Source organism: Streptococcus sp. OMI750, assembly GCF_047463895.1.
Taxonomy (GTDB): domain Bacteria; phylum Bacillota; class Bacilli; order Lactobacillales; family Streptococcaceae; genus Streptococcus.
The window spans coordinates 462,567-479,612 of sequence record NZ_JASHCZ010000001.1; the positions used below are offsets into that span (position 1 = coordinate 462,567).

General features: G+C 42.6%; 16 protein-coding genes. 14 read left to right on the forward strand and 2 right to left on the reverse strand.

Features of this window, described 5'->3' with window-relative positions; genetic code table 11:
- The first annotated feature begins 46 nt into the window (after window positions 1-46).
- The 4 genes from QM830_RS02460 to QM830_RS02475 all read left to right on the forward strand — a co-directional run bounded on the left by QM830_RS02460 (window position 47) and on the right by QM830_RS02475 (window position 4,608).
- A complete protein-coding gene (locus QM830_RS02460; RefSeq protein ID WP_414325474.1) occupies window positions 47-667 on the forward strand; it encodes a tetratricopeptide repeat protein in 621 nt (206 codons plus the stop codon).
- Window positions 668-2,145: 1,478 nt separating this feature from the next.
- Window positions 2,146-2,433, forward strand: coding sequence for a hypothetical protein (locus QM830_RS02465; RefSeq protein WP_368385362.1), 288 nt, complete (start codon window positions 2,146-2,148; stop codon window positions 2,431-2,433).
- Window positions 2,434-2,719: 286 nt separating this feature from the next.
- On the forward strand, window positions 2,720-3,688 hold the full coding sequence (locus tag QM830_RS02470) for a DUF6287 domain-containing protein (protein WP_414325476.1): 969 nt from the start codon (window positions 2,720-2,722) through the stop codon (window positions 3,686-3,688).
- Between the two features lie 107 nt (window positions 3,689-3,795).
- Complete coding sequence (locus QM830_RS02475; RefSeq protein WP_414325478.1) at window positions 3,796-4,608, forward strand: PrsW family glutamic-type intramembrane protease; 813 nt, start codon at window positions 3,796-3,798, stop codon at window positions 4,606-4,608.
- Between the two features lie 293 nt (window positions 4,609-4,901).
- Here the strand turns inward: QM830_RS02475 and mnmE are convergent, their stop codons facing one another.
- Entirely contained in the window at window positions 4,902-6,275 is a 1,374-nt protein-coding gene (mnmE, locus tag QM830_RS02480) for a tRNA uridine-5-carboxymethylaminomethyl(34) synthesis GTPase MnmE (protein WP_414325480.1), read from the reverse strand.
- 162 nt (window positions 6,276-6,437) lie between these two features.
- Between mnmE and rpiA the strand changes: the two genes are divergently transcribed.
- The 9 genes from rpiA to QM830_RS02525 all read left to right on the forward strand — a co-directional run bounded on the left by rpiA (window position 6,438) and on the right by QM830_RS02525 (window position 14,393).
- A complete protein-coding gene (gene rpiA, locus QM830_RS02485) occupies window positions 6,438-7,109 on the forward strand; it encodes a ribose-5-phosphate isomerase RpiA (protein WP_414325482.1) in 672 nt (223 codons plus the stop codon).
- 93 nt (window positions 7,110-7,202) lie between these two features.
- Window positions 7,203-8,414 (forward strand): phosphopentomutase, encoded by a 1,212-nt coding sequence (locus QM830_RS02490; RefSeq protein ID WP_414325483.1) that lies wholly within the window; start codon window positions 7,203-7,205, stop codon window positions 8,412-8,414.
- Between the two features lies 1 nt (window position 8,415).
- Window positions 8,416-8,958, forward strand: a complete 543-nt coding sequence (locus tag QM830_RS02495) for a DUF1697 domain-containing protein (protein ID WP_414325485.1) — start codon at window positions 8,416-8,418, stop codon at window positions 8,956-8,958.
- A 12-nt stretch (window positions 8,959-8,970) separates the two neighbouring features.
- Window positions 8,971-9,780: a purine-nucleoside phosphorylase gene (locus QM830_RS02500; protein WP_414325486.1), complete on the forward strand. Its 810-nt coding sequence runs from the start codon at window positions 8,971-8,973 to the stop codon at window positions 9,778-9,780.
- A 4-nt stretch (window positions 9,781-9,784) separates the two neighbouring features.
- Window positions 9,785-11,017: a chloride channel protein gene (locus QM830_RS02505; RefSeq protein WP_414325488.1), complete on the forward strand. Its 1,233-nt coding sequence runs from the start codon at window positions 9,785-9,787 to the stop codon at window positions 11,015-11,017.
- Entirely contained in the window at window positions 11,014-11,727 is a 714-nt protein-coding gene (locus QM830_RS02510) for a type 1 glutamine amidotransferase (protein WP_414325489.1), read from the forward strand. Before QM830_RS02505 ends, QM830_RS02510 begins: the two co-directional genes overlap by 4 nt.
- A 456-nt stretch (window positions 11,728-12,183) precedes the next feature.
- A complete protein-coding gene (deoD, locus tag QM830_RS02515) occupies window positions 12,184-12,894 on the forward strand; it encodes a purine-nucleoside phosphorylase (RefSeq protein WP_134974493.1) in 711 nt (236 codons plus the stop codon).
- Window positions 12,894-13,661: a hypothetical protein gene (locus QM830_RS02520; RefSeq protein WP_414325490.1), complete on the forward strand. Its 768-nt coding sequence runs from the start codon at window positions 12,894-12,896 to the stop codon at window positions 13,659-13,661. The genes deoD and QM830_RS02520 overlap by 1 nt, the downstream gene beginning before the upstream one ends.
- Window positions 13,662-14,393, forward strand: coding sequence for an NAD-dependent protein deacylase (locus tag QM830_RS02525; protein ID WP_414325491.1), 732 nt, complete (start codon window positions 13,662-13,664; stop codon window positions 14,391-14,393).
- A 38-nt stretch (window positions 14,394-14,431) separates the two neighbouring features.
- Here the strand turns inward: QM830_RS02525 and QM830_RS02530 are convergent, their stop codons facing one another.
- Window positions 14,432-15,340: a LysR family transcriptional regulator gene (locus QM830_RS02530; protein ID WP_003007102.1), complete on the reverse strand. Its 909-nt coding sequence runs from the start codon at window positions 15,338-15,340 to the stop codon at window positions 14,432-14,434.
- Between the two features lie 243 nt (window positions 15,341-15,583).
- Between QM830_RS02530 and QM830_RS02535 the strand changes: the two genes are divergently transcribed.
- Entirely contained in the window at window positions 15,584-17,008 is a 1,425-nt protein-coding gene (locus tag QM830_RS02535; protein WP_414325492.1) for a DUF6688 family protein, read from the forward strand.
- Window positions 17,009-17,046: the final 38 nt, after the last annotated feature.

Below are 17,046 nucleotides of genomic sequence, written 5' to 3' on the forward strand. Positions count from 1 at the left end.
TGATTTTATTTTATGAAGGTTGTTTATAGTTGAAAGGGGAAAATAGATGGTATCTAAACTTGATACAGCATGGGACTTGTTTCTGGAGGGAAAAACATCAGAAGCTAAAAAGTTGGTTGAACAAGATTTTTCCATTGATACCTGTACAGATTTTAGTCTTTTAAATCTGATGGGATATTTATTGTTAGCAGAAAAAGACTATGCCTCGTGTACCCATATCTTTGAGAAATACATTTTATTAGCTCAACAAAATGAAGATAAAGAACATGAACATATTGGCTTACATCAATTAGCGATGATCTACAGAGATCAGGGTGATTTTCATAAGGCTTTAAAACTCATTGAAGATGAAGAGAAGATAGTTGAAGAGTATTTTCCAAACGATAATCTAAAGAAAGCTGTGAATAACTACGAACAAGGCTATGTGAGATTGAAATTAAACAATCTTGATGAAGCACTTACATTCATGAATCTGTCATTGGAACAATCTTTAGAGACTGATGATGTGATTTCTCAAGCTTGTAGCTATAGAGGGTTAGGTGAAATCTATTTAGCCTTGGAAGATACGGAATTATCCAATAGACATTTCAAACGAGCTATAGAATTTTTCGAAAGTGTTGGAGAGTTTGAAGGGGTAAAGGAAATTGAGGAATTGATTAATGAATGATTTGACATTTAGATTTTGCTATTAATTTGCCTAAATAAAAAGTTTTAATATGCTATAAATCATGTATTTGATTAAGGGTGATAAGATGAGAGGTTGTGCTAGAGATGAAATTTTTATTTATTTTAATTATTTCTATACCTTATTTCTTTTATTTAAATTGGAAGGATAAGCCTAAACAAAAAAATAAGTCCTTTTGCTATCTTTATAAGTTTTACATGATTTACTTGTGGTTTATCCTCATAATTTCCATAATGGCTATCGGTATTTTTTCCCTTGGAGTACTAGCTGTTAGAGGCGAAATACTTACGTTAGGTTTCTTTGTTTTATCTTTTTTTGGTGTAGTTCTATTTAGTGTCTATATTTTTAGTATTCTAAAAGAGATAAATGACTTAAAGCAAATAAAAGATAAATAAATATTAACTAAGAGAACTAGCTTAAGTAAAATATAACACGGCTATGATTCATAGCCGTGTTTTTATATGAATGTACAATTGAAAAATTTTTATTTTTCCGAAAAATTTATCTTTTCCCGAAAAGATGTTGAATGAACTAAAAAACAGCATAAACCGTTGGGGCTGTAAGGAATTTTAGCGATAGATTGTCCGCCCTCTAAACTGAAATCAGCTCAGAATGGGTATCTCAGCATGATTTTTTAACATTTTATGCAAAAAATAACTATTCGGTAAAATTTCTAGAATTTTACCGAATAGTTAAAAAAACCAGAATAGAATTTTTTTATCGTATCTAATTTAGAGAGTTTGTTGGGATAGTTACTGAGTTTTTTATTTAACATTCAAACTTTATTATTATATCATAAAAATAATTAGAAAAACAGACTTGTATTATTTTGAAATTTGTATATGATTAAGGTGTAAGAACTATAAAATAGCCTATTAGAAAGGGGAATGAAAGAATTAATCAGGCTATATAAAATTGGTGATTGGTATTTAATGTTGTAAAACAAGAAAGGGTAAGGTAAAAAATGCAATTACATAAAAAAATTTTTATAGTGGCGTTGGTTTTATCTATTTGTATCTCACTTTATTTTCTTATCAATCCGTCTAATATCTTCACCTTTCCGATCCGTGTGCATTCATTTGATGACACATTTAAATATTACATGTTTGTGAAGATTGGAATTGTATTATTATTTATCAAATTCTTACTGGATATATGCTTAGAGTATATCAAGAATTGGTTTAAAAAGTTTTGATATATCTTCACACAAAAAACTTAGCATGTTTAGGAACTGAACCCCAATAATGGAACAAGAGAAAACCCTCTTATGCGACCAGTTTTCTGTACTCTACAGGAGGCTGGTCATTTATTTTTTATAACATGTTGTATATAAAAATTGAAACAACAGAAAAGATTAAGAGGATTAACAAGATAAAAATAATTATTTTTTTTCATTGTAGTCCTCCTTTATTTTTTGTATGATTATATCAGAATGTTTTTAAAAAATGAAAGGGTTTTCTATGGAAAATGATGTGTTTTTTGATTATTTTTTAAAATCACTTAAGTTTCATTTACGTGATAGGTGTAAGGATATTGGATTTATAGAGTTTTTCAAAGATGAAAATAATTGTTTTATTACTATAGAGGATTATGTTTTGGAATCATTTGTAATATTGTCAAATATTTTGAGTCAGAAGAGGATTGTGTTTTCTTGTGGAATTATTTATAGTAAGGGGGTAGTTACTGGAGTAGAAGTATGTATGAATGTATTAGAGTTAGAAAGATTAAATAATTTGTACAAGATATAGTTTTGAAGCATATTAAAAAAATAAGGGAAACTGTCTATGTAGGATGTGTGGAGTTGATAGTATCAATGTTACCTTGTTTTAGAGCCGTGTTGTTTCGAATGGTCCCAAAACAAGAAAAACAAAAAATGATGGCTAGGAGCTCGATACATAGAGCTTCTTTTTCTTTAGAAATTCAAATAATAATTTTACAGACTTTTATGTCATTAATTTATTTTCCCACTCCGCTTTTTCTTTGACTCTCCTTTCTTATTTTTCTAAAATAGTAGGTGTGTGAAGGGAGATTGATATGAAAAAAGGTTTTGTGATTGTGCTTTCTGCTTTGGTCTTGGCTTCGTGTGGACGTCCTCAGAGGACGGTGTCGCCTAAGAATTCGGAGACCATGCAGACCAGCACGTCAGAAAAGAAACAGTCTGGTATGGACTTAAAAGCCATCAAGGCTAAGGACTACTCGAGTATTAAGGGAACTTGGGTCGATGGTCGTGGCAATGAGCTGGTCTTTGATGACAAGGGCTTGGTCAGCGAAGATGTTGAGCTTGATGCATCGAGCTTTAAGCAGAAGGACCAGATCGCTGAGATGACGGTTAGTGCCAAGTCGGGTGTTGGAGGCTACGGTCTTTTGCTCCTTCCAAAAGGTCAGAAAGCTGGCAAAGACGATGCTTCAGATAAGTCTAAGGATCGGATCTGGGCTGGTCAGTCACCGGCTTATGGCGATGATGACAATTTCTACTATCGCAAGAAAGAGCAACCGAAAGTTCGGGAGCAAGCTGATACAGACGATAGCAGTAGTACGTCTAAGACGAGTAAGGCCAAGAAGTGGAATACTCGCTCGGATGGTGAGGTCAAGTCTTCGAAGAAGGCAGACCAGAATGATTATCCAGGCTACACCGCTGCTCAGGTTGAAGCTGCTCGTGTCTGGGCTTATGTGATTCAATCTGTTCCTAAGGAATTGAATATCAACGAAAGTGCTGCTGGTACCTATATTTATCAAGAAGGGATGGGGGTGACCTATCCGAAGACGGTCCATCACCTTTTTGGTTCTTACTCAGCAGAAGGAAATATCACTTACGCATCTAACGGAGATGGGACGGTGACCATCTATCCTGTGCCGAGTCACTGGCATCAGTCTCCAGACGAGCTCAAGAGTGAGGAGTTTATGACGCAATTTACCCAAGGCATATTGGATCATGCGGAGACGGTGACCTTGCCAGACGGGGATCCTGATTTGATTCGTCAAATTCTTGCGGTACTGAAGTAAATTGCTGGATGAGTTTATTGTTTTTTTAAGCTGATCCTGTTACAATGATACTACACGGAAAAGACTGGTCTTCCAGCCTTTTTCATTTCACCATAGAAAGGTCTTTTATGAAACGCAAATCGATTTTGTTTCTCTATTTACTCTTGCTAGCGATTGGGCTGGCCTATGAGACCCAGTCACTGACGGAAGGCTGGATGTCTGGTAGCCAGTACGGGATTGTGGGACTTTCTACCCTGATCCTCCTGGTCTATGCGATTCCTGCTGTCTGGGCCCTCTTTCATTTCGCCAAGAAGTGGAAGTTGTCTTGGGTACCTGTGCTCTTTTCTCTACTAGGTGGGGGCTTTGTTGCTGGTTGGTTATCTAGCTTTGCCAATACCTATTTCCATGACCTGATTCAAGTCATCGCTCCAAATAGCGAATTTTGGAACCAGTACGAGAGTGCCATCGCTGCGCCCCTCTTTGAGGAACCCTTTAAGTTGATTCCCATCTTCTTTGTTCTCTATCTGTTTAATGTCCGTCGGATCAAGTCGATCTTCCTTTTAGCTATTGCGTCTGGGCTTGGCTTCCAGATCGTAGAGGACTTTGCCTATATCCGTCAGGATCTGCCGGAAGGATTCTCTTACACGGTGTCAGGGATTCTCGGTCGTGTAGCCAATGCGCCCATGTCTCACTGGGTCTACACAGGCCTTGTCATGCTTGGTTTCTACTTGATTGTCCAAGCTAGCAGAGGACGCAAGGATCTAGCTCTAGCAGGCTGGGGCTATTTAGTAGCTGGGTTTGGACTCCATTTTGTTGGAAATTCACCCTTCTCACAAATCGTGACCGAGTTGCCGATTGCGATTCCAGTCTTGAATGCTACTGGTCTCTTCTTGATCTACCAAGCTTATCAAACTATCGAGCGATTAGAACAAGGAAAATAAACCAAAAAAAGATGCGTATGTTTGCACACATACGCATTTTTCTTATTTTAGACACATTGTTTTTCTACTTTTGTATAAACTGGGTGATACGATAGCTGTAAACTAAATTCTACTTTGAAAGAAATATTTGAGACTTTCTGCCGTGAGAAAAGTGCTTGAAACATTTTTGTTTCAAGCACTCGGGAGTTTTGAAACGTTAGATTCAAAACTAAGTTATGGAACTTCTTCGAAGTTCGCTGACGTCCGTACTCAACTAAGGAAAGTCTCTAAGAGGATATGATCTTAAAATAGATTTATTTACCAAGACAGAACTGGCTGAAGAGTTGGGTAATAAGTTCATCTGGAGCGGCGTCTCCTGTGATTTCTCCGAGGATTTCCCAGGTGCGGGTGAGGTCGACTTGAAGCAAATCAACCGGCATACCTAGAGCCAAGCCTTCGTTGACAGCTTGCAGGGCTTCAACAGCTTTCTCGATCAGAGAGATGTGACGGGCATTTGAGAGATAGGTCGCGTCTTGCTCGACTAAGCCAGCATTTTCAAAGAAGAGGGCGTTGATGCGGTCTTCGATTTGGTCAATGTTTTGATTTTTAAGGACAGAAATCTTGATGTGATCTGCAGGGATCTCGTCCAACTCGATTTGTTGCGGGAGATCGACCTTGTTGAGGAGGATGATGCGGTTACTATCTTGAGAGATCTCAAGGAGCTGGCGATCTTGATCCGTTAAAGGCTCGCTAGCATTGAGGACGAGGAGGACTAGATCCGCTTCCTTGAGGGCTTTTTTCGAACGTTCGACACCAATTTGCTCGACGATGTCTTCGGTTTCCCGGATCCCAGCCGTATCGACCAGTTTGAGGGGAACCCCGTTGATGTTGACGTATTCTTCTATGACGTCACGGGTGGTTCCTTCGATATCGGTCACGATGGCTTTTTCTTCGCGCAGAAGGTTGTTCAGAAGACTAGACTTGCCGACGTTTGGTCGACCGATGATAGCAGTAGAGATCCCTTCACGCAAGATCTTTCCACGGCGAGCTGTCTTGAGGAGATTGGTTAAGAGGGCTTCAAACTCGGTGGTCTTTTCACGAATGATCTCGGTGGTAGCTTCCTCGACATCATCGTACTCAGGGTAGTCGATATTGACTTCGACTTGAGCCAGAGTATTGAGGAGCTCTTGGCGGGTGTTGTTAATCAGATCAGATAGGGAGCCGTCCAACTGTTTGACGGCGATATTCATAGCCTTATCGGTCTTGGCGCGGATAATATCCATGACCGCCTCAGCCTGGGTCAAATCGACCCGACCGTTGAGAAAGGCCCGCTTGGTAAATTCACCAGGTTCGGCCAAACGAGCTCCCTCACGGATGACCAATTGCAGGATTTCATTGGTCACTGCAATCCCACCGTGCGTGTTGATTTCTATGATGTCTTCTCGCGTGAAAGTCTTAGGAGAGCGCATGGCTCCGACCATAACTTCATCGAGAATCTCATTCTTATCCGGATCCACGATGTGACCGTAATTGAGGGTATGGCTAGCCACTTTGCTTAAATCTTTTCCTTTGAAGATCTTTTGCGCAATGGCAAAGCTGTCTGTCCCGCTTAAGCGGACGATCCCGATCGCCCCCTCACCGAGAGGAGTCGAGATGGCAGCGATGGTATCAAATTCTTTAGTAATCATGTCAATTCTCTTTTCCTGTAGATTCATCTCTATTCTATCGTAAAGTCAGCAGACGGGCAAGGTTTTGCTTTTAGAACTAAAAGATGGAAAGGTTTTCACATAATTAGTGAAATCTCTTTCAGAATATGCTATACTGTAATAGAATATAAAAGGAGGTCTATGATGGTAAACCTAAAAGAACAGGTAGGAATTAAAGCGGCTGAGTTTGTCACAGACGGCATGATTGTCGGTCTCGGTACAGGTTCAACTGCTTATTATTTTGTGGCTGAATTGGGTCGTCGCATCAAAGAAGAAGGCTTGAAGATCACAGCTGTCACGACGTCAAGTGTGACCTATGATCAGGCTGAAAGTTTAGGCATCCCGCTCAAGGCCATCGACGATGTCGAAGTGGTCGATGTCACAGTAGATGGCGCAGATGAAGTGGATCCTCAATTAAACGGGATCAAAGGTGGCGGCGGGGCTCTCCTCATGGAAAAGATCGTCGCAACCAATTCTAAAGACTGCATTTGGATCGTGGACGAATCCAAACAAGTCGCAACCCTTGGGGCTTTTAAACTTCCAGTGGAAGTAGTGCAATACGGGGCTGAAAATCTCTTCCGTCATTTTGAGCAAAAGGGCTACCATCCTGCTTTCCGTCTTGTGGAGGATCAGCGCTTTGTAACCGACCAAGGCAACTTTATCATTGATTTGGATCTCAAAGTGATTGAGGATGCGGAAGCTCTGGCCAATGAACTGGATCACACTGTAGGAGTTGTAGAGCACGGTTTGTTCTTGAACATGATTTCAAAAGTAATCGTTGGGACACCAGATGGTCCTGTCATCATCGAAAAATAGGTTCCTCTAAAGAGGAGCCGGATCAAACAACGGCTCTCTTCTTATAGGGATATGGTATAATATAGCTAGTTTAATAAAGGAAAGAGGCAGGATATGTCAAAATTTAAACGCATGCATTTAGTTGTGCTGGATTCAGTTGGGATCGGTGCTGCACCAGATGCCAATAACTTTGTCAATGCTGGTGTACCTGATGGCGCATCAGACACACTTGGTCACATCTCAAAATCAGTTGGTTTGAATGTGCCAAACATGGCAAAACTTGGTCTCGGGAATATTCCTCGTGAACAACCGTTGAAGACTGTTCCTGCTGAGAGCAATCCAACTGGTTACGCAACCAAGTTAGAAGAAGTCTCTCTTGGAAAAGATACCATGACAGGTCACTGGGAAATCATGGGTCTTAATATTACAGAACCGTTTGATACTTTCTGGAATGGATTCCCAGAAGAAATCTTGACAAAAATCGAAGAATTCTCAGGTCGTAAGGTCATTCGCGAAGCTAACAAACCATATTCTGGTACAGCTGTTATCGATGACTTCGGACCACGCCAAATGGAAACTGGTGAGTTGATCATCTATACATCTGCTGACCCAGTTCTTCAAATCGCGGCTCACGAAGACATCATTCCTTTGGATGAACTCTACCGTATCTGTGAATACGCTCGTTCCATCACTTTGGAACGTCCTGCTCTTCTTGGTCGGATCATTGCGCGTCCTTATGTTGGTGAGCCTGGAAACTTCACTCGTACGGCCAACCGTCGCGACTTGGCTGTTTCACCATTTGCTCCAACTGTTTTGGACAAATTGAACGAGGCAGGTATCGATACCTATGCAGTTGGTAAGATTAACGATATTTTCAACGGAGCTGGTATTAACCACGATATGGGTCATAACAAATCAAACAGCCACGGTATGGATACCTTGATTAAAACGATGGGACTTCCTGAGTTTGAAAAAGGCTTCTCATTCACCAACTTGGTTGACTTCGATGCTCTTTACGGCCACCGTCGTAATCCACACGGTTACCGTGATTGCTTGCATGAGTTCGATGAGCGCTTGCCAGAAATCATCGCTGCAATGAAAGTAGACGATCTTTTGATGATCACTGCAGACCATGGTAATGACCCAACATACGCTGGTACTGATCATACGCGTGAATACATCCCATTCTTGGCATACAGCCCATCCTTCAAAGGTAGCGGCTTGATCCCAGTTGGCCATTTCTCTGATATCTCTGCAACCATTGCAGAGAACTTCGGTGTTGAGAAAGCTATGATTGGTGAAAGCTTCTTAGATAAATTGGTTTAAGATGATGCGCTTTGCTCTCCTCGTAAGAGGAATCAATGTTGGCGGCAAGAACAAGGTGGTCATGGCTCAACTCCGTCAGGAATTGACCGATTTAGGGCTGGGCCAAGTGGAAACCTACATCAACAGTGGCAACATCTTCTTTACGACGGATCTTTCTCGCTCTCAGTTAGTGGACTGCCTGTCGACTTTCTTTGAGAAGCACTATCCCTTTATTGAGCGCTTTTCTCTTTTGAGTCGAGAAGACTACGAAGCGGACTGTGCAAACCTACCGGATTGGTGGACAGACGAGATGGCTCGCAAGGATGTACTCTTTTATACGGAGGGCTTGGATAGGGAATCTGTAGAAGAGAAGTTGCTTACTTTGAAGCTAGGAGATGAAGTGCTTCACTTTGGCAAAACAGCGGTTTTCTGGGGCAAATTCTTAGAAGAAAGCTACTCTAAAACTGCCTACCACAAACATCTGATGAAGATGCCTTTCTATCGTCAGATCACTATTCGCAACGCTAACACCTTTGACAAAATTGGTACATTACTTAAGAAATAAAAGGAGAACACAATGACATTAGTAGCAAAAATCAATGAAACAGCAGCATTTTTGAAGGGCAAAGGAATCGAAGCTCCTGAGTTCGGTTTGATCCTTGGATCAGGTCTTGGAGAATTGGCTGAAGAAATCGAAAATGCAGTCGTAGTAGACTACGCTGACATTCCAAACTGGGTTCAATCCACAGTAGTCGGACACGCTGGTAAATTGGTTTATGGTGATCTTGCTGGACGTAAAGTCTTGGCTCTTCAAGGTCGTTTCCACTTCTACGAAGGAAACCCATTGGAAGTGGTGACTTTCCCAGTTCGTATCATGAAAGTGTTGGGATGTGAAGGAGTGCTTGTTACCAACGCTGCTGGAGGTATCGGCTTTGGACCTGGTACCTTGATGGCTATTACTGACCACATCAATATGACTGGTCAAAACCCATTGATCGGTGAAAACTTGGATGACTTTGGTCCACGTTTCCCTGATATGTCGAAAGCTTACACTCCAGAATACCGTGAGACTGCTCATCAAGTAGCAGACAAATTGGGCATTAAATTGGATGATGGGGTTTATATCGGTGTGACAGGTCCAACTTATGAAACTCCAGCTGAAATCCGTGCCTATAAGACTCTTGGTGCAGATGCTGTCGGTATGTCAACTGTTCCTGAAGTCATCATTGCGGCTCACTCTGGTTTGAAAGTTCTTGGTATTTCATGTATTACCAACTTTGCGGCTGGTTTCCAAGAAGAGCTTAACCACGAAGAAGTAGTGGAAGTGACGGAGCGCGTCAAAGACGACTTCAAAGGCTTGCTTAAATCGATTCTTGCTGAACTCTAATCCTATGAAAGCAAGACTCCAAAGCCTGCCTTACGGACTGAGGTTGCTTCTATCCACTCTATCATTAGGAATAGGGACGGGTCTGGTCGGAATTGCCTGTCATTATCTACTAGAAGGTGTGCAAGGACTGGCCTTTGACCAAGATAAGGGGGACTTGCTTCAGCAATTTAATCACGCTGGAGGTTTCCGTAGATTCCTTGTCCTAGGTGTGACAGGGGTCTTGGCAGCAGGTTTCTGGTATATTCTGCAACGGCGCTATAAAATTCTCTCCATTCGTAGGCAAATTGACCTAGCTGGAGATAGTGAGCCAGCGTTCTTAGCCCACCTTCTTCATGCAGGGATGCAGGTTGCGATTGTTGGAGCAGGTGCATCGGTCGGAAAAGAAGGAGCCCCACGAGAGGTCGGGGCTCTTCTAGCTGGTCGATTGGGCAAAGCCTTCTCCTTGGCAATCAAAGAGCGAAAAGTTTTAATCGCCTGTGGTGCGGGAGCTGGGTTGGCTGCAGTCTATCAGGTTCCCTTTGCTAGTAGCTTGTTCGTCTTTGAGACCTTAGGACTTGCCTACAGTTGGCAGAACCTTCTGCTGGTTTTGTCCAGTACTTATCTGGCGACTTGGGTGGCCCAGCCAATCGTTGGGCACGGTTCTATTTATCATATGTCGCTAGTCCATTGGTCGACCAGCAGTTTCTTGCAGGCGATTCTGATTGCTTTATTGGTTACTCCATTTGCGCTAGGCTTTCGATCTTTAGCTAAACGCGCAGGTCGCAAACGACGGAAGGATGGAACAATTCTTTGGGTTCTTCCTCTAGCCTTTCTTGTGCTGGGGAGCCTAGTAGCCTTTTACCCCATCTTTATGGGAAATGGTCAGGTACTAGCCCAGGCCTTGTTGTCTAGTCAGTCGATTCACTATCTTCCATTGACTCTTGCAGTGAAGGGGCTTTTAGTCTATCTCCTCTTGCGTAATGGTGCCTATGGAGGAACCTTGACGCCATCATTTGCCTTGGGGATTGGAAATGGCTACTTAGTGACTTTATTGATGACAGTCGTTGGAATTCATTTAGATCCTGCTCTCGGGATGCTACTTGGTGCGACCGTCTTTTTAGGGACGACCCTACAAGCTCCTTTGACAGCTATTGCCCTGAGCCTAGGATTTACAGGGCAGTCTTTAAGTTTAACAATCCCGCTTGTACTTGCAACAGGTGTGTCTTACGTGATTCGAATGAGATGGGAGAAGAGATGATGAAGGTACATTTTGTACTGCATGAAACATTTGAAGTGCCGGGCGCTTATCTAAAATGGGCGCAGGAGCGTGGTCATCAGGTGACTACGACCAAAGTCTATGAGAATGAAGCCCTACCTGAGACTGTAGATGAGATCGACTTTTTGATCGTCATGGGAGGACCTCAATCGCCAGATGAAGATCGGGAAGCTTTTCCATACTACGATCCTCAGGCAGAGATCGAGTTGATTCAAAAAGCCATGAAGGCAGATCGGTACATTGTTGGGGTCTGTCTGGGGGCGCAGCTCCTGTCTGTTGCTTATGGCGCAGAGTATGAACACAGTCCTGAGCGCGAGATCGGCGTTTATCCTGTGACCTTGACACCAGATGGTCTAACAGATCCGCATGTCCGCTTGTTGGGAGAAACTCTTGAAACCGGTCATTGGCATGGCGATATGCCAGGATTGACAGAGGATGCTGTCGTTCTTGCGACCAGTCAAGGTTGTCCACGTCAGATTATTCGCTTCAGTTCTAAACACTATGCCTTCCAAGCCCACTTGGAATTTGATCCAGAAGCAGTCGATCTCTTGATTGCTGCAGACGGTGAAGATGTTTTGGAAGAACAAAGTCAAAAACTGACCTTTGTTCAAAAAACTGAAGCCATTCGTGCTTACGATTATCGAGAAATGAATGCCAAACTCTATGCATTTTTGGATTCATTAACAAAATAAAAAATGAAAGGAAGGGGAGTCCGGGTTTAAATTGAACCTGGGCAAGCCATGACTTTCAAAACAATATTTAATTGAAACCGCCCTAAAAGCTGTGTGAAAAAGATCGATTGGCTTGCAAGTCCAGTACTTGCTGCGACAATCCCCTATTGTCACTTTGCTTTTTATGGGCTTGGTATCTTATAGAAAGGTAGAGCGTGTGTTCTGATTTGAACACGAGCGGAAAGCTTTTCTAATTACTCAATAAAAAAAGAAAGGATGGGTTTACCGTATTCGCTGAACTGAATACGGGTTACTCTCCTCTAAATCATCAAAATTAAGAAAGAAAGGTAGAGCATGTGTTCAGATTTGAACACGAGCGGAAAGCTCGGAAAATAGATAATCTGACTGAGAAATCAGGATTTCTCGTCAGATTCCTAATTTTCAGTCGCTTTCTGGTCGCTCTTTGTATCATAAATTATGTCTATCCATATTGCTGCTAAGCATGGCGAAATTGCTGATAAAATTCTTCTTCCTGGGGATCCTCTTCGTGCGAAATTTATTGCTGAGAATTTCCTTGAAGACGCTGTTTGTTTTAACGAAGTGCGTAACATGTTTGGTTACACAGGGACTTACAAAGGTCATCGTGTATCTGTTATGGGAACTGGGATGGGGATGCCATCGATCTCTATTTATGCGCGTGAGTTGATTGTCGACTACGGCGTGAAGAAATTGATCCGTGTGGGAACGGCTGGATCTTTGAATGAGGATGTTCACGTCCGTGAATTGGTCTTGGCACAAGCTGCTGCAACCAACTCCAACATCATTCGTAATGACTGGCCTCAATTTGATTTCCCTCAAATCGCTAGCTTTGATCTTTTGGACAAGGCTTACCACATTGCCAAAGACCTCGGTATGACAACCCACGTCGGAAATGTCTTGTCATCAGACGTTTTCTATTCAAACTATGGTGAAAAGAACATCGAGCTTGGTAAATGGGGTGTGAAAGCTGTAGAAATGGAAGCAGCGGCTCTTTACTATCTTGCTGCCCAACACCATGTCGATGCGCTAGCTATCATGACGATTTCAGACAGTTTGGTTAATCCAGATGAGGATACAACCGCTGAAGAACGTCAAAATACGTTCACAGACATGATGAAAGTTGGTCTTGAGACCTTGATTGCAGACTAATGACAGAATACCTTCATGATGAGTGGCTCTACGATCTCCAAACTTATCACTACAGCCGGGCTCTGCGCTCTATCAAGCAGCAGGAAGAAGTACCGGATTTGTTGGTGAACTTACTGCAGTTAATGGCGGAGCGTCGAGAGCTCAATATCCAACCCGTCATGAATCAAAAGTTGAGAACCGAGTTGCTAGAAGCGACTGGTTTTCAGCTTTTTTGGCATGAAGATCCAGAAGATGAACAGTTGGCCAACTACCTTTATGATCTCGAAGCGAAGTTGCGAAATGAACAGATTATTGACTTTGTTCGTGCCGTTAGCCCAGCCATCTATCGGATTTTTATGCGATTGATTCAGTTGAAAATTTCTGATATTACCAACTATATCCATAACTCCAAAGAATCCAGTTATGACCGTTGGAAATTTGAGAGTCTGCACGCGTCAGACAACCCTATCCTGCAGCAATTCCACAGCGAAAGTGTGGTCAATTCATCCAGTTTAACGGAGTTGATTGTGCAGTTGGACTTGCCAGATGGTGTCAAAGTTGCAGCCCAACAATTGCGGGAGTTAGAAAAATCCGTTCGCAATCCCTTGGCCCACTTGATCAAGCCCTTTGATGAGGAAGAGCTCCATCGGACGACGGGTTTCTCTTCTCAGGATTTTATGAAGAATTTGATTGACCTTGCGAGCTACACAGGCATTCATTATGATCAAGTTAACTTTTATTTTGATCAGGCCAATGCTGTCATGGAAGAGCTACTAAAGGAGAAGTAGATGGATAAGATTGCTCAACTACAGGAGATGATTGATCAGAGTCAACGGATCGTTTTTTTCGGTGGGGCAGGAGTTTCCACGGAGTCAAATATTCCGGATTTTCGAAGCTCAGATGGTGTCTATAGTGTTCAGGTAGGACGGCATTTGACAGCCGAGCAATTGGTCTCACATACCATGTTTGAGCGCTATCCAGAGGACTTTTTCGACTTCTATAAGAAATACCTGCTCTATCCCGATGCCAAGCCCAATGCAGCCCATCGGTATCTGGCTCGTCTTGAAGAAGCTGGTAAGCTAAAGGCAGTGGTGACACAAAATATCGATAGTCTCCATGAAATGGCGGGGTCTAAGAAAGTCTTGAAACTCCATGGTAGTGCTGACCGTAATTACTGTACCGGTTGCCGTCGTTTCTATGATTTAGAGGCCTTTCTAGCTTTAGAAGGCCCGGTTCCACACTGTTTGGACTGTGGTAAGGTGGTCAAACCAGATGTGACTCTTTACGAGGAGCCTCTCGATATGGAGGTCTTTAGCCAAGCAGCCCAAGCCATCCAGGCGGCTGATCTTCTCATTATCGGCGGGACCTCCCTTGTGGTCTACCCAGCAGCCAGCCTGATCCAGTATTTCCAAGGAAAGAAGCTGGTTGTCATCAATAAGACCAGTATCCCACAAGACAAGCAAGCAGACCTGGTTATCGAAGGAAAGATTGGGGAAGTATTTTCACAATTAAGACAATAAAAAATATCTGAGTGAACATGGATCACTCAGATATTTTTTTACTTATCAAACTTCACTTCCTCAAGCAAGTACTCGATGAATTTTTCTCCCATTTTTGAGAGAGCTGTTTTCTCATGTTTGATGTAGACCAGCTCGATCGGGTCTTCGATATCAAGAGGAATAGAGACGATGTTATCGCCGTTGAGATTGCTGTTGAGGATCCCGGTCGCAATGGTGTAGCCATCCAAACCAATCAAGAGATTAAATAGAGTTGCTCGGTCACTGACGACGATGGATTTTTTATGATGCTCTTGAGAGAGGATCTCTTCTGAGAAGTAGAAGGAGTTGTGAGTCCCTTGGTCATAGCTAAGGTATGGGAAATCTTCCAGATCTGACAGGTGGACGATCTCCTTCTTGGCCAGGGGATTGGTCTTGCTGACAAAGATATGAGGCTGCGCTGTAAAGAGGTGGGTGGCAATCAGGTGATTATCATCCAGCATCTTAGAGAGGACATCCCGGTTGTAGCTATTCAAAAAGAGCACACCAACCTCGCTTCGGAAATTCTTGACGTCATCTATGATCTCCCAAGTCCGCGTCTCCCGTAAGAAAAGCTCGTATTTTTCCATATCACTTTTCTTGAGGAGAGAAACGAAGGCCTCAACGACGAAGGCGTAGTGCTGTGAAGAGACGCTGAAAAGCTCACGAGAACCTACAGGATTTTTATAGCGCTCGGACAAGAGGTCAATCTGCTCCACCACCTGGCGGGCATAAGAGAGAAACTCCATCCCATCGCGAGTCAAAGTGATCCCTTTAGGATTCCGGATAAAGATTTCAATCCCCATCTCATTTTCCAAGTCCTTAACGGCATTGGAAAGGCTAGGTTGCGTGATGAAGAGTTGTTTTGCGGCCTCATTCATAGAGCCGGTTTCGACGATTTTGATAATGTATTGTAATTGTTGTATTCTCATGCTTTTATTTTAACATAAAAAAGCACGTTTTTCCCGTAAAATATGGTTTTTCAAGGACTGTATCAGAGAATAAGACAGGCTAAGATAGGTACTAGGAAGTAGGCTAGATCAAATATGAAAAAAATGGAAAATTAGGAACAAAATCTCCATCTGGGGACTGATTTTGATGGAAAAATACAGTTTTGCCTTGCTTAAGGGGTGAGCTGATTGATAAAATGGTAAAAAATTCATTGAGGAGATCTTATGAAAAAACTCGTTTCCTGGTATAAGAAAAAGGATAAAGAATTAGAGACGCATTTTACAGCTGGACTCTTACAGATCAATTTTGTGACCAATGCCCTGATTCTATTGGCCTTTTACATCTATTTTGTCATTCGTGAGTCGCTCTATGCAATATCGGATCCATTCATTCGATTTAGTGTTTGGGATATCATTGCCTTCACGATGGAGATCTTTCCTTACGGTTTAACTCTGGCACTCTTTGTCCCCAATATTTTTGTCATCATTTATGGGATCGGGCGGTGGTCCAGCATCCAGTTTAAGGAAGCAGAGGAGGAAACTCTCAAAGATCCGGATCTGTTTGAAGAGAGAGGACCAGAGAAGGGAGAAGAGCTGATAGAAGAAGACACATTCACAACTGAATCACCGAGTCCTGGGCCTGTCAAAAAGAAAAAGAAACAGCCAACAATCGTTCTTTGGTTTGGGCTCTTTGGTTGCTTTCTAGAAGCGATTTTCATTTTCATCGTGAAAGATATGACCTTTTACGATTGGAGTGAACCCCTGATTAATTCGCAGAAGCACGCCCTGATCTGGTCGGGCGCTTATCCAACCTTCTTCACACTGGCAGCTCTTACTTTACTTGCCTTGATTATCTATTCTTACCGAGATGCGAATTCCCTCTCTCCATTGGCTAATATCTTCTGTATTAGTGGCATTCTGGGAGGAGTGGTTCTCCTCTTAGTTTTTGATAATCAGCTGCAGGCAGCAAGTTTTCACACCTTTTTCTTACTGATCTATTCCATAAATCTCTTGTGGGTTCGTATTAAGGAGTGGCAAGAAGATCGAACAGAAGTCACCTATGAGAATCGCTTGCTTCAATTCTTCCATAAGCTCTTAAATAAATCACGTAACTGGCCATGGCTAGCAGCCCTTGTCGCTTTACCAACCCTTGCTCTAGTCGTCCTCATTCTCATGCTCTTTGGGCAACAACCAGATTCCATGATCAAGGCCTGGACCAATACAGCAGACTGGGCCTTCTCGCAAAAGATCCCTCCTCAGAATCTCATCATTGATGAGCACTATCTCTGTACGGTTGCGGCTGGTGGTCATGAAAAGGTGGTCAAGCCCCAGCGGATGGGGGTCCGTCACGGTCATCCAGTCGTTGTCAATCGCCAGCTCTGTATTGCCAATGCCTTTGAACAGCTACTAGAAGAAAAGACGCCGCGATTCCATCGCTTCTTGCGTCGCAATTATGACCGCTATGGCTATCCCTTTGCCAAACATATCAAGAAGAAATGGGCTATGGACCTGATTTATTACCTGATGAAACCTTTGGAATGGCTCTTTTTACTGGTTCTCTATCTAGTCGATCGCAAGCCTGAAAACCGAATCGCCATGCAATACATCAAACCGATTCCAGAAGATTTTGATCCCAAGAAAGCTTCTTAAGTCACTGATTTCTACTTGACAAGCATCTAGTAGCGCGA

Bases quoted from the DNA above. Each gene is read 5' to 3' on its own strand.
- deoD (WP_134974493.1), top strand. From the start codon at position 12,184: ATGTCTATCCATATTGCTGCTAAGCATGGCGAAATTGCTGATAAAATT.
- QM830_RS02520 (WP_414325490.1), top strand. From the start codon at position 12,894: ATGACAGAATACCTTCATGATGAGTGGCTCTACGATCTCCAAACTTAT.
- QM830_RS02490 (WP_414325483.1), top strand. From the start codon at position 7,203: ATGTCAAAATTTAAACGCATGCATTTAGTTGTGCTGGATTCAGTTGGG.
- QM830_RS02465 (WP_368385362.1), top strand. From the start codon at position 2,146: ATGGAAAATGATGTGTTTTTTGATTATTTTTTAAAATCACTTAAGTTT.
- QM830_RS02500 (WP_414325486.1), top strand. From the start codon at position 8,971: ATGACATTAGTAGCAAAAATCAATGAAACAGCAGCATTTTTGAAGGGC.
- QM830_RS02470 (WP_414325476.1), top strand. From the start codon at position 2,720: ATGAAAAAAGGTTTTGTGATTGTGCTTTCTGCTTTGGTCTTGGCTTCG.
- QM830_RS02460 (WP_414325474.1), top strand. From the start codon at position 47: ATGGTATCTAAACTTGATACAGCATGGGACTTGTTTCTGGAGGGAAAA.
- rpiA (WP_414325482.1), top strand. From the start codon at position 6,438: ATGGTAAACCTAAAAGAACAGGTAGGAATTAAAGCGGCTGAGTTTGTC.
- QM830_RS02505 (WP_414325488.1), top strand. From the start codon at position 9,785: ATGAAAGCAAGACTCCAAAGCCTGCCTTACGGACTGAGGTTGCTTCTA.
- mnmE (WP_414325480.1), bottom strand. From the start codon at position 6,275: ATGATTACTAAAGAATTTGATACCATCGCTGCCATCTCGACTCCTCTC.
- QM830_RS02530 (WP_003007102.1), bottom strand. From the start codon at position 15,340: ATGAGAATACAACAATTACAATACATTATCAAAATCGTCGAAACCGGC.
- QM830_RS02535 (WP_414325492.1), top strand. From the start codon at position 15,584: ATGAAAAAACTCGTTTCCTGGTATAAGAAAAAGGATAAAGAATTAGAG.
- QM830_RS02510 (WP_414325489.1), top strand. From the start codon at position 11,014: ATGATGAAGGTACATTTTGTACTGCATGAAACATTTGAAGTGCCGGGC.
- QM830_RS02525 (WP_414325491.1), top strand. From the start codon at position 13,662: ATGGATAAGATTGCTCAACTACAGGAGATGATTGATCAGAGTCAACGG.
- QM830_RS02495 (WP_414325485.1), top strand. From the start codon at position 8,416: ATGATGCGCTTTGCTCTCCTCGTAAGAGGAATCAATGTTGGCGGCAAG.
- QM830_RS02475 (WP_414325478.1), top strand. From the start codon at position 3,796: ATGAAACGCAAATCGATTTTGTTTCTCTATTTACTCTTGCTAGCGATT.